Annotated in this window: 17 protein-coding genes; 5 read left to right on the forward strand and 12 right to left on the reverse strand. The window is 47.7% G+C overall.

Features of this window, described 5'->3' with window-relative positions; translation table 11 throughout:
- Window positions 1-5: 5 nt before the first annotated feature.
- The 3 genes from D791_RS02545 to D791_RS22155 form a co-directional block, all read right to left on the reverse strand.
- Entirely contained in the window at window positions 6-338 is a 333-nt protein-coding gene (locus D791_RS02545) for an HVO_A0114 family putative DNA-binding protein (protein WP_036508052.1), read from the reverse strand.
- A 218-nt stretch (window positions 339-556) separates the two neighbouring features.
- Window positions 557-1,807, reverse strand: a complete 1,251-nt coding sequence (locus D791_RS02550) for a type II toxin-antitoxin system HipA family toxin (protein ID WP_036507479.1) — start codon at window positions 1,805-1,807, stop codon at window positions 557-559.
- 115 nt (window positions 1,808-1,922) lie between these two features.
- A complete protein-coding gene (locus D791_RS22155; RefSeq protein WP_475094914.1) occupies window positions 1,923-2,108 on the reverse strand; it encodes a hypothetical protein in 186 nt (61 codons plus the stop codon).
- Between the two features lie 318 nt (window positions 2,109-2,426).
- On the opposite strand from D791_RS22155, the gene D791_RS02560 reads away from it, so the two are divergent.
- Window positions 2,427-3,755: an ATP-binding protein gene (locus D791_RS02560; protein ID WP_036507481.1), complete on the forward strand. Its 1,329-nt coding sequence runs from the start codon at window positions 2,427-2,429 to the stop codon at window positions 3,753-3,755.
- Window positions 3,756-3,941: 186 nt separating this feature from the next.
- Here D791_RS02560 and D791_RS02565 read toward each other — a convergent pair whose 3' ends face one another.
- The 9 genes from D791_RS02565 to D791_RS02600 form a co-directional block, all read right to left on the reverse strand.
- Window positions 3,942-4,274, reverse strand: a complete 333-nt coding sequence (locus tag D791_RS02565; protein ID WP_036507483.1) for a hypothetical protein — start codon at window positions 4,272-4,274, stop codon at window positions 3,942-3,944.
- A gap of 28 nt (window positions 4,275-4,302) precedes the next feature.
- Window positions 4,303-4,836: a hypothetical protein gene (locus tag D791_RS02570; RefSeq protein WP_036507486.1), complete on the reverse strand. Its 534-nt coding sequence runs from the start codon at window positions 4,834-4,836 to the stop codon at window positions 4,303-4,305.
- Window positions 4,833-5,219 (reverse strand): PepSY domain-containing protein, encoded by a 387-nt coding sequence (locus D791_RS21310; RefSeq protein ID WP_202806794.1) that lies wholly within the window; start codon window positions 5,217-5,219, stop codon window positions 4,833-4,835. The genes D791_RS02570 and D791_RS21310 overlap by 4 nt, the downstream gene beginning before the upstream one ends.
- A 95-nt stretch (window positions 5,220-5,314) precedes the next feature.
- Window positions 5,315-6,085 (reverse strand): PepSY-associated TM helix domain-containing protein, encoded by a 771-nt coding sequence (locus tag D791_RS21315; RefSeq protein WP_202806795.1) that lies wholly within the window; start codon window positions 6,083-6,085, stop codon window positions 5,315-5,317.
- Window positions 6,086-6,106: 21 nt separating this feature from the next.
- Window positions 6,107-8,536 carry a TonB-dependent siderophore receptor gene (locus D791_RS02580; protein WP_036507489.1) on the reverse strand — a complete coding sequence of 810 codons (2,430 nt, stop codon included), beginning with the start codon at window positions 8,534-8,536 and terminating at the stop codon, window positions 6,107-6,109.
- Window positions 8,537-8,646: 110 nt separating this feature from the next.
- Complete coding sequence (locus tag D791_RS02585) at window positions 8,647-9,618, reverse strand: DUF4880 domain-containing protein (protein ID WP_036507491.1); 972 nt, start codon at window positions 9,616-9,618, stop codon at window positions 8,647-8,649.
- Window positions 9,611-10,120, reverse strand: coding sequence for a sigma-70 family RNA polymerase sigma factor (locus tag D791_RS02590; protein ID WP_036507493.1), 510 nt, complete (start codon window positions 10,118-10,120; stop codon window positions 9,611-9,613). The genes D791_RS02585 and D791_RS02590 overlap by 8 nt, the downstream gene beginning before the upstream one ends.
- A 182-nt stretch (window positions 10,121-10,302) precedes the next feature.
- A complete protein-coding gene (locus D791_RS02595; protein ID WP_036507496.1) occupies window positions 10,303-11,706 on the reverse strand; it encodes a sensor histidine kinase in 1,404 nt (467 codons plus the stop codon).
- 4 nt (window positions 11,707-11,710) lie between these two features.
- Complete coding sequence (locus D791_RS02600) at window positions 11,711-12,376, reverse strand: response regulator (RefSeq protein ID WP_036507498.1); 666 nt, start codon at window positions 12,374-12,376, stop codon at window positions 11,711-11,713.
- Between the two features lie 310 nt (window positions 12,377-12,686).
- Here D791_RS02600 and D791_RS02605 point away from each other — a divergent pair, with 310 nt between their 5' ends.
- From D791_RS02605 to D791_RS02620, 4 genes are read left to right on the forward strand one after another with little or no spacing between them, the layout of a single operon-like run.
- Window positions 12,687-13,682 (forward strand): Bug family tripartite tricarboxylate transporter substrate binding protein, encoded by a 996-nt coding sequence (locus D791_RS02605; RefSeq protein WP_036507501.1) that lies wholly within the window; start codon window positions 12,687-12,689, stop codon window positions 13,680-13,682.
- Window positions 13,683-13,734: 52 nt separating this feature from the next.
- Window positions 13,735-14,187, forward strand: a complete 453-nt coding sequence (locus tag D791_RS02610) for a tripartite tricarboxylate transporter TctB family protein (protein ID WP_036507503.1) — start codon at window positions 13,735-13,737, stop codon at window positions 14,185-14,187.
- Window positions 14,188-14,201: 14 nt separating this feature from the next.
- Entirely contained in the window at window positions 14,202-15,719 is a 1,518-nt protein-coding gene (locus D791_RS02615; protein WP_036507506.1) for a tripartite tricarboxylate transporter permease, read from the forward strand.
- Window positions 15,720-15,735: 16 nt separating this feature from the next.
- On the forward strand, window positions 15,736-16,755 hold the full coding sequence (locus D791_RS02620) for an AbrB family transcriptional regulator (RefSeq protein WP_157682213.1): 1,020 nt from the start codon (window positions 15,736-15,738) through the stop codon (window positions 16,753-16,755).
- Window positions 16,756-16,763 lie beyond the last annotated feature (8 nt).

Raw genomic sequence — 16,763 nt, forward strand, 5'->3', positions numbered from 1 at the left:
TCCTTTTATTCTAATGGCTGGATCAATAACAACATCGATTGATATCGTAGTTTTACCGCCAATCCATTTTGTGATTTTGTCATTTCAACCAAGTTGTACTTGCACAATGTTTTCAGTGTTCTCGACACATTACTGACTGCACGGCCGGTAAGTGCTGCCAGCTCAGTTATCGATTGCGGCTGCTGCTCGGCAATCACTTTTAACAACTGCTGGTTTTCTTTTGACAACACATTGGCCAACGATTTAAGCGAGTCGAACCAGATATCGACGGGATACTCAGGGTCGGGCGTTTGACCTGTAATACTAATTACGCAGCGCGATTGTTTGACGTTTCTCATTGCTTTACTCGCATAATTTGCTCGCACTCTCTACTTCCTCTACAGTCAGCGGGTGCGTAAAACAGCGTTTGAACAATAAAAAGACTGTACGCTTATACATAAGCCAAACACCTTATCAACTACTGATAATAGTGCAAGAATATTTTCCGTTTAGGGCCATAACAACCCCATACACTCTAAGGTGACGGGCTGATACTGGGTGCATCGTTTCTTACTCATTAAACGTTAAACGCCGATTCTTTCATGGCTTGTTCGGCTCGGCTGATCCCTAGGCGCTTAGCAACGGCTTGCCATTGCTTCACCGCAATTAATACTTCATCGTAAACTTGCGTGGCTTGGGTTTGAGAAAGCCGAAAAAAGTCTTTTACGTCAAAGGCTAATTGATAGTCTAAAGCGTTGTCTGCATCTGTAATGTTCAGATGCAGGCCGTGCTTACCAACTATTGGGTTTAAGTCGTAAGCGGGTGATAATTTCCAACCCTTCTTTGTTAATAAAAACCCATGGTTACGCAGGTGATCATCTGTGTTGGACACCGCAATATTAAACACGATACGACGCCATAGCTGTGCTAAATCAGCTTCTGTTTGTGCACCAGAATTGGAAATAAATTCAGCAAGCTCTAAGTAGCTGGCACCTTGAGATTGTTCACCATCATAGTATTGGAGCTGTGTCATGGCCGATGAAAAATGCAGCCGTTGATCGCCGTCACGGTCAAACCGTTTTGTTAAAAAGGTATGATGCTGAGAGGAAAACTGCCTAATCTCACATGGAAACATGTCAACACCTGCCGCCAAAGCCAATTCATAACAGACCATCTCCCACGCCCCCACGTCAAAGGTATCATTTAGATTGGGAAACTTGGCAATCCACAAGTGGCCTTGTTCATCTGTCGCACAAGCCTTGGGTCTTGCGCCACCTAATGATGAGCCTGGAGAAATCAGCATCTTCAACCAGCGATAATACTCGTCACTGTCGATGTTATCGTCTTTTTCAATCTGCATTGCAGCGTGCTCTAACTCTCGCAGAGACGACATTGGCGGCGCAGCAAATTCAGCATTGTCATCTAAGAAAGCATCCGAGCCTGCTCGCTTAAATCGAATACCACCCATTCGGTAAGAGTCATGTACGCCCAGCAGGTAATCCAACTCGTTTAATCGACTTGTTGCTCGAATGTCCTTGCGAGCTTCAATGGCCGCACGTCGTTGCATTAAAATACGTCCCCATCTATCAGGCGATGAATCAAGAAATGAACGAAAGTTTTTATCGGCTTCATCGTTGTAGAGTTCACCGGAGTGAAGCGTCAGGATTGGATCGATTTGCAAGCGATAGGCTGAGGTTAAAAACGCTTTATCGTAGGCAAAACTAAACACGCCACCTCGGCTTGAGTCGCTGTAAGTAAGCTGCCCTATTAGCAAAGGCGCTTCAATTGGCTGCCAGTCGGCATAGACTTCGACGATTTCACGGCTCATCTTGAACCTTCCAGCAATTTTATGTTTTGCAGCTTGATACCAACTTCATCATGAGCGGCCATTTCCGCAAAGTTGCTTTCCATGCCAAGTACGGCCATTACCTTTAAGTAAGTACCTATGGCAACGCCGGATCACCTGCGAAGACTTTGTTCACGGTTTTATGATCAAAGCCAGTTCGTTCGCACAGTAGCTTTTTTGTAAAACCACGTCGTTTCATCGCCAACAGCAAATCCTCACCAAAATGAGTCAGGATTTTGCGCTGCTTTGGAAACAGTACATTGTGTAAGTCACGCTTAGCCATATCACCAACCAAAGGGACTATATTCCCACTATTTAACCGTTAATGGGAATATAGTCCAACTTTTAAATTCAAGCAACGTCAACAAGTAAAATATGGGACTATATTCCCATTTTATTTGATATAATTGGATTTATATCCTACTTTTAGGCTTAGTTTGCGCGTTGGCCAAGGCGATGATGTGGATCCCTGAATGCCAAAGGCCATCAAATTACACTTTTACGCGCATAAAAATGTAAAATTTCGCACTTTTATGCGCGTAAAAGTGTAAGCCGAGTTATACTACAGGCAGTTAACAGTCTTAATTGGCGGGAAATAACAATGCAGCGTAACTTACTTAACGCCTTAATGGCATGGAAAAACCAATCTGTGCGCAAGCCATTATTAATCGATGGCGCAAGACAAACAGGTAAGACCTATCTGCTGCAAGAGTTGTTTGGTAACACCTTTGCCAACATCCTTCGTATCGACTTCCTTGAAAACCCTGCTTACAAAGAGGCGTTCGATGGCTCGTTGTCACCTAACGAGCTAGTAATGAACATTGAGTTGTTAACCAACCAAGCATTCAACCCAGAAACCGATCTGCTGATATTAGATGAAATTGGCGAATGTGAACGTGCCGTTACCTCACTAAAGTATTTTGCTGAAAAAACACCTTCCTATTTTGTCGCGGCCAGCGGCTCGAATATTGGTTTGCTCAACACTTTTCCCGTTGGCAAGGTAGAGCAATACAATTTACGACCACTGACCTTTCAAGAGTTTATTTACGCATCAAATGAGCAAGCACTGATCAAAGCGTTTGATGGCCAAGCAAGTACACCGGCAGTGCACACTAAATTGATGGATAAACTGACGGACTACTTTTTTACGGGCGGTATGCCGGAAGCTGTTTCTGCTTGGTATCAGTTTAAAGATTCAAGCATTTTAGAGCGTGTTGAAAAAGTCACTAAAATTCATGCCGATTTAGTTGAAGGTTATCGCCGCGATTTTGGTAAATACGCCGGCAAGGTCGATGCCACACTGATTGAATCGGTGTTCAATAGCATTCCAGCGCAGCTATCACTTGTGAGCGATGAGTCCGTTAAACGCTTTAAATTTAAATATGTCCATGAGCGTAAATCTCGATATAGCGATTTTGAAACCGCAATCCATTGGCTTAACTGTTGCCGCTTAGCCTTGCCAAACTACCCTATTGAAGGGTTGCCGAAATCACCACTTGCGGCCTATAAAAAAGAAAATATGGTCAAGCTGTTTCTGTTCGATGTGGGCCTGCTCAATCATATGCTGGGCAGCAGTTATAAAGAGGTTAAGCAACAAAACTATGATCTCTCTGTTTATAACTACAGAGGCTATGTAGCTGAAAACTTTGTGCAGCAAGAACTCACCGCCATTGGCATTGACCCAAGTTATTCATGGAATGATGCTCGTGCCGAAATCGAATTTATTTTGGCAACAGATGAAGGCGATATCATCCCTGTCGAAGTAAAAAGCGGCAAACGTACACGAGCAAAATCGTTGGCATCCTACGTTGAAAAATGTACTCCAAGTAAAACCTTTAAGTTAACGGGTACACAAGGCTCTTCAGCGTTAGAACAAACCAATATCGTGATGCCCTTGTATTTCACCCAGTATTTGCCGCAGAGATGGTAAAAGCGCTTTGCCCATAATTTGGAGGTCTATACAACGGGGTCACACCGCCCAAGCCTAGATGCCATAGAAACTAGGGCTGTGCTAAAAGCCTGTATTCCTGCACGCGCCGCTGTAGCAGAGTTAAAAAAGGCTGGGGAGCTTAATCCTAACTTTCCGCTGCTCAATGAAGGGTATAACACCTGTCGATTAAGACTCTATCCCTTCAATTTCCGGCCAATCTATTTCAACAATATGTCCAGGGCCTGCATCCATTAAGATGTAAAAATCGCCCTCAGGGCGTGGGAAGCGGATGCTGGACTGTCCATCCAACGTGCTCGATAGAATAATGTCTTCATCATAGGTGATGACATCTAGCTGTATACCCTCAGCGCCGGAGCCATCTGAAAAACCACCTTGGCAGACAATAAAATCCCCTTCAAGTTTGCACTGACAGTACGGAGAGTGGGCCCAAACGGGTAAGGTTGCTAGGCTGCTGAATATCAGTAGTACTATGTAAAAAAAGCGTTTATTCGTTCTCATAATCCGTTCTCAATCTAGGGTGCCTTGGTTAATGATTGCGACGTTGAATAAAGGTCGCGGCGCTGGGTGAAGCCTCAGCCAAGGGCATGGATATTTGGTGTATGGAACCGTCCCAGCCTTCCAGTGTTATCCAAATATCGGCATCGGCCGTTGCGCTATCGGTAATGGGAACCGATATAAACTGGCGATAGGGCGTTCCGAATGAAATGGCACCAGCGGTGCGCAGATTACGCGGTTTACCAATGCGCATATAGGCCGCTTTCACCTCTGGGATGCACGTCTCACAGAGGGAGAGTGAAAAGGTTTTCATATAACTGGCCACTCCATCTCGCCAAGGTGGGTTGGTATCCCATTCTGCCAACTGAATCTGCCAAGGACCGACTTGGTGTTGACCAAGATCCCGTTCGCCCAGACCTTTTTCACCCCGAGACATGGCCAGATCATCAAAATAAAACGGCATCGCGACCATTGGTAAAATCAGCAACAATCCGCTGAGATGAAAGCGCCAGCGAAACCAGAGACTTTTGCGATGACGGGGTTGGGAGGCACGTGGCTGACTCATGCGCTTTCTCCTTTGTTTAATGCGTAAGCAGGTATTTGGGGGTTCATCTGTTCGTTGGGTTGTTGTTTAATTTTTCGCTCGCGAAGGACCGCAGCCGTGTCCCTGAAGGTGCGTTTGCTCCAGATCATCATGCCGCTGAATACCATCATGGTCAGCAGTATGCCGAAGAAGAAATACACCAGCTTCAAGCTCAGACCGACGAAATCACCGGTATGCAGCGGGCGCATGGAGCCCGTGATGATTTCAAGCCAAGACAGATCGGAAATCCGGCGTGTCTGCTCAATTTTGGCGTTGTAGGGGTTCACACTCACGCGCTCGAACAGCAGTGGATAACTGACACTGCGTCCGCCGATACGATAGTGTGCGTAGGCATTGCCCGGCATAGAGACAAAAGACGCTTGGAAATCGGGAAAGGCGGTTTCGACGGCGGCTGTGGCTTCATCTAGGCTGATAAAAGGCGGTGTCTGGCTGTTGCTGCTCAGTTGCGGGACATCAGCCCTGTCGACATAGATAGGGGCCCCGCTGTTGAAAACGAAACTTGATTATCCTGCAGTATGCCCTGTAGCAGAAACCAGATACTGGTGATCGAAATAATTGCAATAAAGGGAATAGACCAAATCCCCGCTAAGCGATGAAAGTCTCCCCAGAAAACCCGTGCATTGACGTTAAAGCGCAGTCTTGGGCTTAAAAAACCTCGCCAAAAGCGTTTATAGACAACAAGACCAGTGACCAATGAAATGAGCATGGGAACCGCCGTAATGCTCACCAGATACCATCCCCAACTGTAGCCGTTGGTCCAGGGCATGAGTAGCCAGCCATGTAGGCCCCGTACAAATTGTCGAAAATCAAAACGAGAACTTTCGCCTTGAATCACGCCAGTATAGGGGTTGATGTAGAGTGTTCGCGTGGTGGTGTCTGGATAACTGATACGCGCCGTTAGGGCGAATTGCGATTTTACCGGTCGGGAAATCGACTGAATAATCGCTTCGGGATGACCCTCATTCACCACGGCGACAATTTCATCAAAACTGAGCAGGTTCCCCGCCTGTGCCGGAGGATTGGCGCGTGAGGCGGGGTCAGCCAGCCACACGATTTCCTGACTCACGGTAGCAATCGTACCCGTTAGGCAAATGAAAAATACAAATGCCCAAATTGGCATGGCCATCCAGCTATGCACGAGAAACCAGATTTTGGCACGATTGGCGCGTGGTTTTTCGGTCATTGACTTAGTTGAAGTGGATGTCGGCATTAGGTCACTTTCCGTTTTGTCTCAGAAGGAATATTTCATGGTCAGCATGGTTCTTCGGGGCTCACCCCATGTGTAGGTACTATACGCGCTGAAAATTGTGTAGTACTTCTCGTCGAATAGGTTGCTGATATTCAATGATCCTGTTAACTGATCCGTAAAACGGTAGCTGGCCATAGCATCAACAACCCAGTAGTCATCCACCGTATGCTTAACCATGCCAGCCACGGCTGGGTTGTAGACATCTCCCCAAGTTTTATCTTGCCAACGTGCGCCGCTACCGAGTGTCAATTTGCTATTTTGCCCCCAGGGTTTGTAAGTGGCAAAGAGGCTGACTTGATTGGCCGGTGCGAGGGTAGAAACCTTATTGCCTTGTCGACGTGAAACACTGTTGCTGAAGCCTGCATGCAGGTTCCAATAGTCATTCAACTGACCGGACACCTCCAGTTCATACCCTTTAGTTTTTACACCGTTAATGGCTCGATAAGCGACACCTCCGTCAGGTGTTAGCGCTCCTGTGGCTTCAGCAAAGTTGTCCTGTTCAAGTTGGAAAACGGCAGCGCTAGCGTTCAGGCGATTACTGAAGAAGGCACCCTTCAAGCCGAGCTCTATGTTGGTGCCTTCTAAGGGGTCGAGTGTATTGCCAGACTCATCACGTCGAGATTGAGGTTTAAAAATACTGGTGTAGCTGGTGTAAACAGAGTAGGTATCGTTGAGGTCATAGACGAGGCCGAGGTAGGGGGTCAACACTCCTGACTCTTGCATGGTTTCACGCTTGTAGTTAGAGAGGCGAGCTCCCGTAATGAGTTTTAGATCGTCGCGTAGATTCCAACGTGCCGTGGTGTACAGGCCTTTTTCACGCGTGGTTTCATCATTTTGACCATGCCATGCATTAGGGTCATTCCAATCGGGTTCTGGTACCTGTCCGTTCCATTCATAGTAGTTGCTTGGGATGGTTGCGTAGCCGACATGTGGTCCATCTCCGTTATTGGTCCAGCGTCGTTCGCTCAAGCCACCACCGACGACCAGTTCATGTTCACGCTTCAGAAACTCAAATGGGCCGCTCGCATAGAAATCTGCTGCATTGGCCCGAGTTTTCCCAACGTATCGGCCGACCCACATGCGTGTGCCGGAGCCATCAGTAGGGTTTGGATTGCCCCCGCCTACAGCACCGAGAGGAGCATCATAGCCATTGATTTGGTGGTTGAGTTGTAGTTTTACGACCCAGTCGTTATCAAAGTAGTGCTCCAGCGTCGCGAAAGCTGTTCGAGTGTATTGTTCCCAACTGCTCCAGCTGGCGCCATTGTTGAAAGAACGTGGGCGTTCGTTGAAGTTACCTTCAGTGTCATAAATTGGGATCCCGCCCCAGGTTGAGCGAGTCGGTTTATTGTCTTGATAGTCAGCGCCGACTGTAAGCAGGGTGCTAGGCGTGATATCGGCTTCGATGCTACCAAAAAAAACAGGTGTTTTTCGGCGGTAGCCATCCATGTGGGATTCTTGATCTTGGTAAGATGCCACCGCTCGGCCTCGCACGGTGCCTTCTGAGTTAAGCGGGCCCGAAAGATCAATTTCGGTTCGATAGCTGTTCCATGAGCCTGCACTTTGGCTGACATGCCCTTGAAAATCTCGGGTAGGTTTTTTGCGGATTAAGTTGATGGTGGCTCCTGGGTCACCGCTACCTGTTAATAAGCCAGTGGCACCTTTCAATACTTCTACTCGGTCATACGTTGCCATGTCACTGAGTGTATTGCCTGCTGAATATCCCGCATTTCGTTCCATTGGGATACCATCGTATTGAAAGTTGTTGATCGCAAACCCGCGTGCGTAATATACCGTTCGTTCACTATCGTAAGTCAAAATACTAATGCCAGGGGTGTTCTGCATGACTTTATCGATGTTTGTGAGCTGGAAGTCATCCATCTCGTTACGTGTAATGACACTAATGGACTGCGGTGTTTCGCGCGGTGTGAGTACTAGACGGGTGGCGGTTGCGATGGCGCCTGGGGTGTAAGTGCCACTGCCTTCAGTAATTTCGCCAAGCTGGTTGGCGGTTACCGTGACGGAAGGTAAAGCGACCGCACCGTTTATAGCTTGTAGAGTAATAATATAGCCCCCGCCACTTTGCGGTACCGCGACCAGTCCACTGCCCTGAAGCAACAGTCCTAGGGCCTGATCAACCGGATAGCTGCCTTGCAGCCCCCGTGTTTGCTTGCCTTGGCTGAGATCACCGTTCACTGACACTAAAACACCGCTTTGCTGGCCAAATAAAACGAGAGCAGAGTCGAGACGACCGCTTGGAATGGAAAAGGCTTGTTTAACCGTCGATACGGGAGCTGCCTGTATCAGTGGTGACGCTATGAGTCCACTGAGTCCTATACCCATCGCTAAAACGAGATGACTCAGAGAGGGGCGGTATCTGTATAATGTACGCACAGAGGGTGAGACAAACGGCATGCTCTAGATTCCTTGTTGGGTGGCCAATACACCTGAGCGAGTTGCCACAGGTGCTTCTTATTTGATAAGCCCCACGAACAGACAAAATCTGCCTTATTTTTTTATAATTTTTACGCGGGCATGAGCCGTACCCAGTATTGGCTCACTCTGTGTTGACGAATGGGTAGTATTTGGCAGAGATTATGTAAAATCGCGTCGGTATCCGCGATTGGAAAACTGCCTGAGAAGGTCAGGTGGGCAACCTCATCGGCGTAGCCTAAATAGCCCGCTCGGTAACGGGTTAATTGCCTCAGAAAGTCCCCTAATGTCGTACGCTCAGCTGTTAATAAGCCTTGGCGCCAACTTAGATGAAAAGGAGTTAGCGCTGTTTGCAGCATCTGAATGCCTTGTAGCTGTATCTTCTGGCCAGCATTGACTTGATGCTCTTTCTTATTGCTGAAGATACATTGGACTATCCCCGTAATCACCTGCAAGACACAGTGGCTATCTTCCCGGTATAGGGTGAACTCGCTTCCCGAGGTAGGAGTGAAGAGATGGGCGCCTGCCCGAACTTGTGCACCACCACTGTTAGCAATAGATAGTTCGCCATAGTGCAGGATAAGTTCCGGCTGGGAGTTGAAATTAACATCTAGGGCAGATTGTGTATTCAGAATGAGCTGGCTGTTGTCATCAAGTATAAGTGTTTTCTGTTCGCCTGCGGAGGTTCGTAGGTCTGCCATCGTTTTGCCGTACAGATAGCGTCCAGTTTGAGCGACCCCCGAGATATCACGTGTTAGCCAAAGGGTCGTTCCAAAACCGCTGATCGCGGCGAGTGTTTTAAGTGTGTGGCGTTTTTGGTGCAAGCGCTGTTCAGCACTGTTTAGGCTATATAAGGCTTTCTCACTGCTGAGATGTGAGACGCGGGAGAAGTGTCGATTGGCCAGCTTCAGCTGTTCCCATACCAACGCATGTTCAGGACTTTGTGATAACCAGTGTGTAAACGCAAGCTGTCCGACTGCATCAACCTCTCCAGCCTCGAACTTAACCTGCCAATAAATTGCTTCCGTCACGAGTTTGCGAGTGGGTAGGCGTGGATTAGTCATATAAGACTCGATAACACTGTTGCATGCACCGGACCATCGCTTTTTGTACCCGGTTTACATTTATATTGAGCCTGTCCGCGATTTCCTGATATTTAAGTCCATCTAAACGAGCCATTAGAAATATTTGTTTATCGCGATTGGGTAGGCCCTCTAGTATCTGTGCCAGTTGCAAGAGCGTCTCAACCACTAAATGCTGCTCTTCCAACGAAGGCGATTCGTGTTCGGGTTGTAAGGCGAGTGCTTCTAAATAGGCTTGTTCTAAGGCTTGACGCCGCCAGTGGTTAAACATCAGACCTTTGGCAATGGTACTGAGATACGCCCGAGGACTTTCAGGTTGTGGAGCGGCTTCCTTTGTTAAAAGTCGAATGAAAGTATCTTGCGCTAAATCTGCTGCCGTTTCAGAGCAGCCCAGACGTTGACGTAACCACTGGTGCAGCCAGCCGCGATGGTCGCGATACAGCGAGCCCACCTGATTGTGCTGCATTGGGTTAACGTCAGGCATTAATAATCCTTAATCAACATAAAAGTGATAATGGTTATCATTTTATATGTCGATATGCCGGCTTACAAGTCTTGATATCAATTGGATTGCTTATACGCGAGAAGACTGCCTAGTAAAAGTGTGCTTTGTTTTTTAGGCTGTAGGTGTTGTTAAACGCATGAAAGAACTGTAGTTAGGGTTGGTTATACCATGGGCATTGGGGTGGGTTTCAAATATAACGGAAAAATCACCCTGACCGACAAACCACCTTGTTCGGACCGGCCCAGACGCAATTGAGCATTATGCGATTGCGTGACTTGGCTCACGATGGATAAGCCCAATCCACTGCCTTTTTCATCCCGATTCACGCGATAAAAGCGTTCGGTCACGTGTGCAATGGCATCATCCGGTATACCTACCCCTTCATCTTCGACACTTAAGCACACACTATTGTCGATTTGCTCTAATTTTACGCGAATCACTCCCGTATAAGCCGCATGGGGGCCACCCGCATGCACGCTGGCGTTGTCGATCAAATTGGTTAATAACCATTGCACCATAATGGGATCGCAGCGGATTAGAAATGGTCGGTCATTGGCGATAAACTCCAGTTCTTGGTCTCGTTTTAGAAGGCGATTGAGCAGGCGAGCACAGGCTTCTCGGCAGATGGGTTGTAGATCATGAGGCATCAATGCCGACGCATCCACCAAATCACTTTTTGTTTTGGCATACTTCAGGAGCTGCTGGGTTGTATGAGCGGCATACTCCGTTGTTTTGCAGATGGACTGCAAATAGTGTTTTAGAGCGGGGTCGGTGCACTGTTTTTCGGACATTTCAGCTAACACACTGATTTCAGCGATTGGCGTGCGCAGTTGGTGTGAGACATCTGCATTAAATTGTTGAATGTGTTGCATGTTTTGCTTTATTTTGACCATTAAATGATTGATGCTATCAACCAGGGCTTGAACCTCATTCGGAACCTTTTCTTGCAAAGGTGAAAGGTCTTGAGCGGAGCGTCGACGTAAGGCCCGCTCAATCCGTTTTAAAGGGACCAGGCCTTTGTGAATGGCAAATAAGGCGATGCTGAGTAGACTAATACCCAGTGCGAGGTTGATGCCGAGCAGGTTTGATAAAAAGGCGTCCAGTAAATTTTCTCGTCCCTCGCGTGATTCAGCGACAATGACCTCCACAGGGCTGCCTGTTGTTGAACCACGCACAGGAATAAATAAACGCAATGCCCTCAACTCAGTTCCAGCAAAGACTGTGTCGTAGAAGATAGCCTCATTATTTTGCTCCACCGGACCTTGCAAGCCTTCAAATCCAGTCAGTAGGCGGCCGTGGGCATCCTTCACTCGATAAAACAGTTTGCCTTGTCCTCCTGTACCCAGCGAGTTTACGGAAAAGTAATTCATATTGATCCGAACGTCGCCTTCTGAAACGAACAAGCGCTCTTCGAAGCGTTCGGCACCCATTCGCAGCAGGGTATCAAAACTACTATCAATCCGCTGTGCGAACACTATGCGGCTGACGTACAAAGACGAGGAAATCAAGATGATCAGCGGGAGGATAAACCAGAGTATGAGTCGAGCACGGATTGAATAGCGCATTGAATTAATCCAAGCTGTCCATCATGTATCCTAAGCCTCTCACCGTGCGAATGGCCACCGCAGCCCCCAGTTTCTTACGGATACGCGAGACATAGGTTTCGATAGCACCTGCACTGATGTCTTGCTCCAGAGAGGCAATGCTGTCGGCCACTTGATCTTTACTCAGTAAGCGTCCGCGATTCAGCATAAAGTACTCAAGTACAGCGAGTTCACGTCGGTGCAGGGATACGATCTCACCGTTTAACGTGAGGGTTCGTGAAGCTAAACATAACTCTACATCCCCATTTTTGAGGCGATTGTCTGAAAATGAGCGGCTGCGACGGATGACCGCTCGAACACGAGCAACCACTTCTTCCAGAGAAAAAGGCTTGCAGAGATAATCATCCGCGCCTTCTTCTAGCCCGGTGATCCGTTGATCGAGTCGATCCCTTGCCGTAATGATGATGACGGGTATGGGGTTCTTCTGGCGACGTAAATACCGAAGAATTTCTATTCCATCCATGCCAGGCAAGCCAAGATCCAACATCAATAAATCGTACTGACCGCTTTTAAGCCAAGGGATGCCTTGCATACCATCCATTAGTAAATCCACGTAGTAGCCTGCCTCTTCAATGGCTGTCTTCAGGCCCTCTGCAAGAATGGCGTTGTCTTCTAGAATCAGAATCTTCATGTCAAAACCACGTATTAAGACGGTGGAGGAAAAGAGACAAGAGCGGTCACTGTATGAGACATTGCCCTCCAAATACACTGTTCATGCCATTATTTAACGCTATCTACAAGGATGTTGCCACTGATTAATGCGGGTAGGTCGCTTGTGTCGACTGAGTCTCTTTTGGTTAATACTTTAGTCTAAAATTAGGAAATTAAGTCAGTCTTGCCAGCTTTCTGACAGTTTAGCCTCATATAGTGCAATCATGCCCTTACAGCCCATGTGATGTAGTTGGCATCTATTCAAACAATAATTAAAAGGTTTAAACATCATGGCGATATCCTTACGCAAATCCATCAAACTGGCTGCATGTGCTTTGGCCATTCCCCTGCTGGTTTCTTCAACCCTTGCCGCGGCTGATAACTATCCCAATCGTCCTCTTGAGGCGGTTGTCGGTTTTGGTACGGGCGGGAGTGCTGATCGTATGACACGGATTATGTCGAATCATCTTTCTCAAGAGTTAGGTGTTCCTGTTCGCGTGACTAACCGCCCAGGGGCGGGTACTCAAATCGCTGCAAACTACATTTTGAATGCACCGGATGAAGGCTACCATCTTTTTTCGTCGACCTTCGCACCCTATCTGACCAATACCATTTTGGCGGGTGATGCGACCTACAGTGTTGATGATTTTTCCTATGTGAATTTTCAATGGTTTGACCAAGATTTGATTGCCGTCAATAAAGACAGTGGTTATTCAAGTCTTGCTGAAGTGATTGAAACCATCAAAAACCAACCGGGTAAAGTGCGTGCGTCTGTGGTGCAGGGCTCGGCAGGGCATTTGATGGCGAGGATTCTGTTGGATGCCTATGGTATTCCTCAAAACCATTTAAATCTGGTGACCTATAACAGTGGTGGTGAAGCGAGGACAGCCGTAGCGGGTGGCCAAGTGGATTTGGTTTTGATCAGTGCTGAAGGCAGCGAGAGCATCCGCGAGTTTTTAATTCCGCTGGCGATTGTGAGTGATGAGCGCATTGAACAGTGGGACGTACCAACGGTCAATGAAGCCTTAGCTCCACTTAACATTGAAGTGCCTGTACTGCAGGGATCAATGCGCGGTTTTGCCGTGAGTGCAGAGTTTGAGCGTCGTCACCCTGAGCGTTATAAAAAACTGGCCGATGCGATGCAAAATGTGCTGGCCAAAAAAGACCTGCAAGAAGAGCTACGTCGTCACGATATCGGTGGTATTTGGGTCGGTCCTGAAAAATCAAAACAGATGATGAAAGAGAACTTCGAAACCTTCAGTCGTTATGCCCAACTCTTAAACTAACTTCTCTGCAACTTAATGCTGCCCATCCACTGGGCAGCACAGGATTCGAGTGATGAACAAGCCCCGATACGATGTCGGCCATCTCTGTATGTTAATAGGGTTGGTTGGATTTACGCTTTGGTATTTGAGTGATGCGATTCGTGTTTCATTTACCGTACCCAATCTACTGCTGATTATGCCCGTTGCAATCGCCATCCTGATGCTAGCCTTAGCTGAACTGTTGATGAGCTGGCGTGGCGGTAAATTATTTGAGGCGGTTGATGATGAGCCTGTGCGCGAGATACTGCCAATTATTCTTTTGTTTGCCGTCTATGTCTTGTCCTTGCCTTGGCTGGGGTTTGATTTAGGCACGATTTTGTTTGTTGCAATTTTTCTTCGCATGAAAAAAGAAACGAACTGGTATTGGGTGATTGGCTACAGCGTTGGGTTTGGTTTAGCCATTGCGTTGTTTTTTGCGTTGATGTTGCCATATCCCATGCCAATGACGTTTCTTCCGATAGATTAACAAGGTGACGTATCATGATTGATGTTGCTGCGAGTATTTCAGCACTCTCTATGCTGATGACCAGTTTGACGCCTTGGCTGATTGTGATTCCGGGCATTATTATTGGTTTGATTTTTGGTGCCACGCCGGGCCTGCAAATTTCCATGGCCATGGCCATTTTCTTACCCATGACCCTCTACATGGACTTTCTGCAAGCCATGTTGTTTTTAACAGCTATCTTCACAGGTGGGTCATTCGGCAGTGGAATACCCGCTATTTTGATGAATATACCGGGCACATCGTCTGCCATTGCCACAGCTTTTGATGGTTACCCGATGGCCAAGAAGGGCAAGCACAATGAAGCATTGGGCATTGCCTTGGCATCCTCTGTGTTTGGGGTTTTGGTCGGGTATTTGATTCTCTTTATGATGATTCAGCCGATTTCATTGATGGTGCTCAAATTGGGTCCATCTGAAATGTTTATGGTGATCTTGTGGGGGATGACGTTAATTGCCAGCTTACGTGGTGAGTATGTTTTAAAAGGCTTGATTGCAGGTCTTGTTGGTTTGCTGATTGGAACCATTGGCTTCAATGAAATTGGAATGGCCCGCGGTACATTGGGAAGCTTCTATTTATTTGACGGAATTCCGGTGATTCCCGCAATGATGGGGATGTTTGCCGCGTCTGAGCTGTTCCGTATTGCCAATAAGCAATTCATTGTCGAAAACAAAGCATCGCGTAAAGTGGAGCTGCGTAAAATCGGCCAAGGCTGCAAAATGGCCTTTCAATCCCCCTTAGTCATGTTGCGCGGATGTTTGATGGGGGTCTTTGTGGGTGCGGTTCCTGGTGTGGGCTCATCTGTCTCAAATCTGCTTTCATATGTGGAAACCAAACGTCGTGATCCCGATCCAGATTCCTTTGGCAAGGGCAACCCGAAAGGCATCGTGGCGTCCGAGTCGGCCAACAGCACATCCGAGGCCGGTTCTATGGCAACGCTGCTGGCACTGGGTATTCCGGGGGGAGGTGCAACGGCGGTGATGCTGGCGGCCTTTGCTATGCACAATATCACGGGCGGCCCACAGTTTATTCGTGAGCAGACTGATATCGTGTATGCCATTATCTTTGCCAATTTTGCGCAGGTGTTTTTCTTGATGATTCTGGGGCTGTTATTTATTCCGCTCTTGGCGAATATCATCAAGGTGCCGATGCGCTATTTGATACCAACTGTGCTGGTCTTAGCTGTGATGGGGTCGTTTGGATTGACGGGTAACTTTGTTGGGCCGTTCACGGTTCTGGCATTTGCAGTGATTGGCTGGTTGATGCGTCGTTACGGCTACTCCGTTCCGGCAGCGGTCATCGGGATCTTGCTTGGGGCCATGGCTGAAAAAACCTTATTGCACACCTATCAAATCAGTGGTGGCGATATCAGCTATTTGCTCGAGCGTCCTGTAACACTCGCTATTATAGGCTTATTGTTGTTATCCTTATTTGGACGTCACCTGTTAGCACTGATGCGTTTTTCCATGCACAAGATGTCAGCAGCTAAAAATTGACACTAGGGCTGTCTCTTTGAAAACACTCTATACCTGCGTACTTGGGGCACTGGGCGGATATCTCGCCTGGTGGCTGAATCTTCCACTGCCTTGGATGCTAGGCCCCCTTTTCTTGGTGACGTTACTTGCCATCAAGGGCATCTCTGTGCGGGTTGATCGTCGAGTCAATCGCTTCTTTCTCGGTGTTTTAGGTTTTTGGCTTGGCACAGGGTTTGAAGCGAGCTTACTCAGTGAAGCCCTTCATTGGTACTCAAGTGTCTTGCTTATGGTGGTGTCAGTGGCACTTACCCTTGTGGTGAATACCTGGTTGTTTAATCGAATTGCAAAGTTAGATTTGATTACCTCGGTGTTTTCATCCTTGCCAGGCACGATGAATGCGGTTGTGATCCAAGGTGAGCAATTAGGTGGAGATGCACGTTGGATTGCCATTGCGCAGACCCTGCGTATCTCTCTGGTGGTGATCAGTACAACGCTTATCTTCTACTTTATGCCGGGACAAAACCTACAGGGCTCAAGCCCAGAAGTAGGGCAGCTGCTGGATCTGCTTTGGGTGTTGCTCGTGCCGTTGGGTTGGTGGGGGGCTAGATGGCTGCGCATCCCAATGGCTGAGTTTCTGGGGCCTTTGATGATCAGTGCGGTTCTTGCTGTGTCTGGGATTGACATCGATTTACCCGGTTGGGTCATGATGATGACCTTTGTGGTGTTGGGCTCGTCAATCGGCAGTCGTTTTTTTGGGACTCAGGTTCGGGAACTGCTCAAAGTCAGTGTGTTTGCGGTATTGGCCACGGCCATCGGCATGGTGATTGCGGCAATCATGGCGGCGGTGACTTGGACCTTAACCGATATCCCCTTGTCTCATGCATTTCTAGCCTTAGTGCCGGGTGGAGTGGGTGAGATGGCCTTGATTGCGACGGTCGCAGGGATCGATCCGATTTATGTTGTGTTTATTCACGTGTTTAGGATGTTCATCTTAATCTTATGCACCCCATTAATTAGTCATTTATTGGGGCGCTACGCTAGCAAAATTGAATCGTAAGTTGAGAT

The sequence above is a fragment of the Nitrincola nitratireducens genome (genome assembly GCF_000585235.1).
Taxonomy (GTDB): domain Bacteria; phylum Pseudomonadota; class Gammaproteobacteria; order Pseudomonadales; family Balneatricaceae; genus Nitrincola; species Nitrincola alkalisediminis.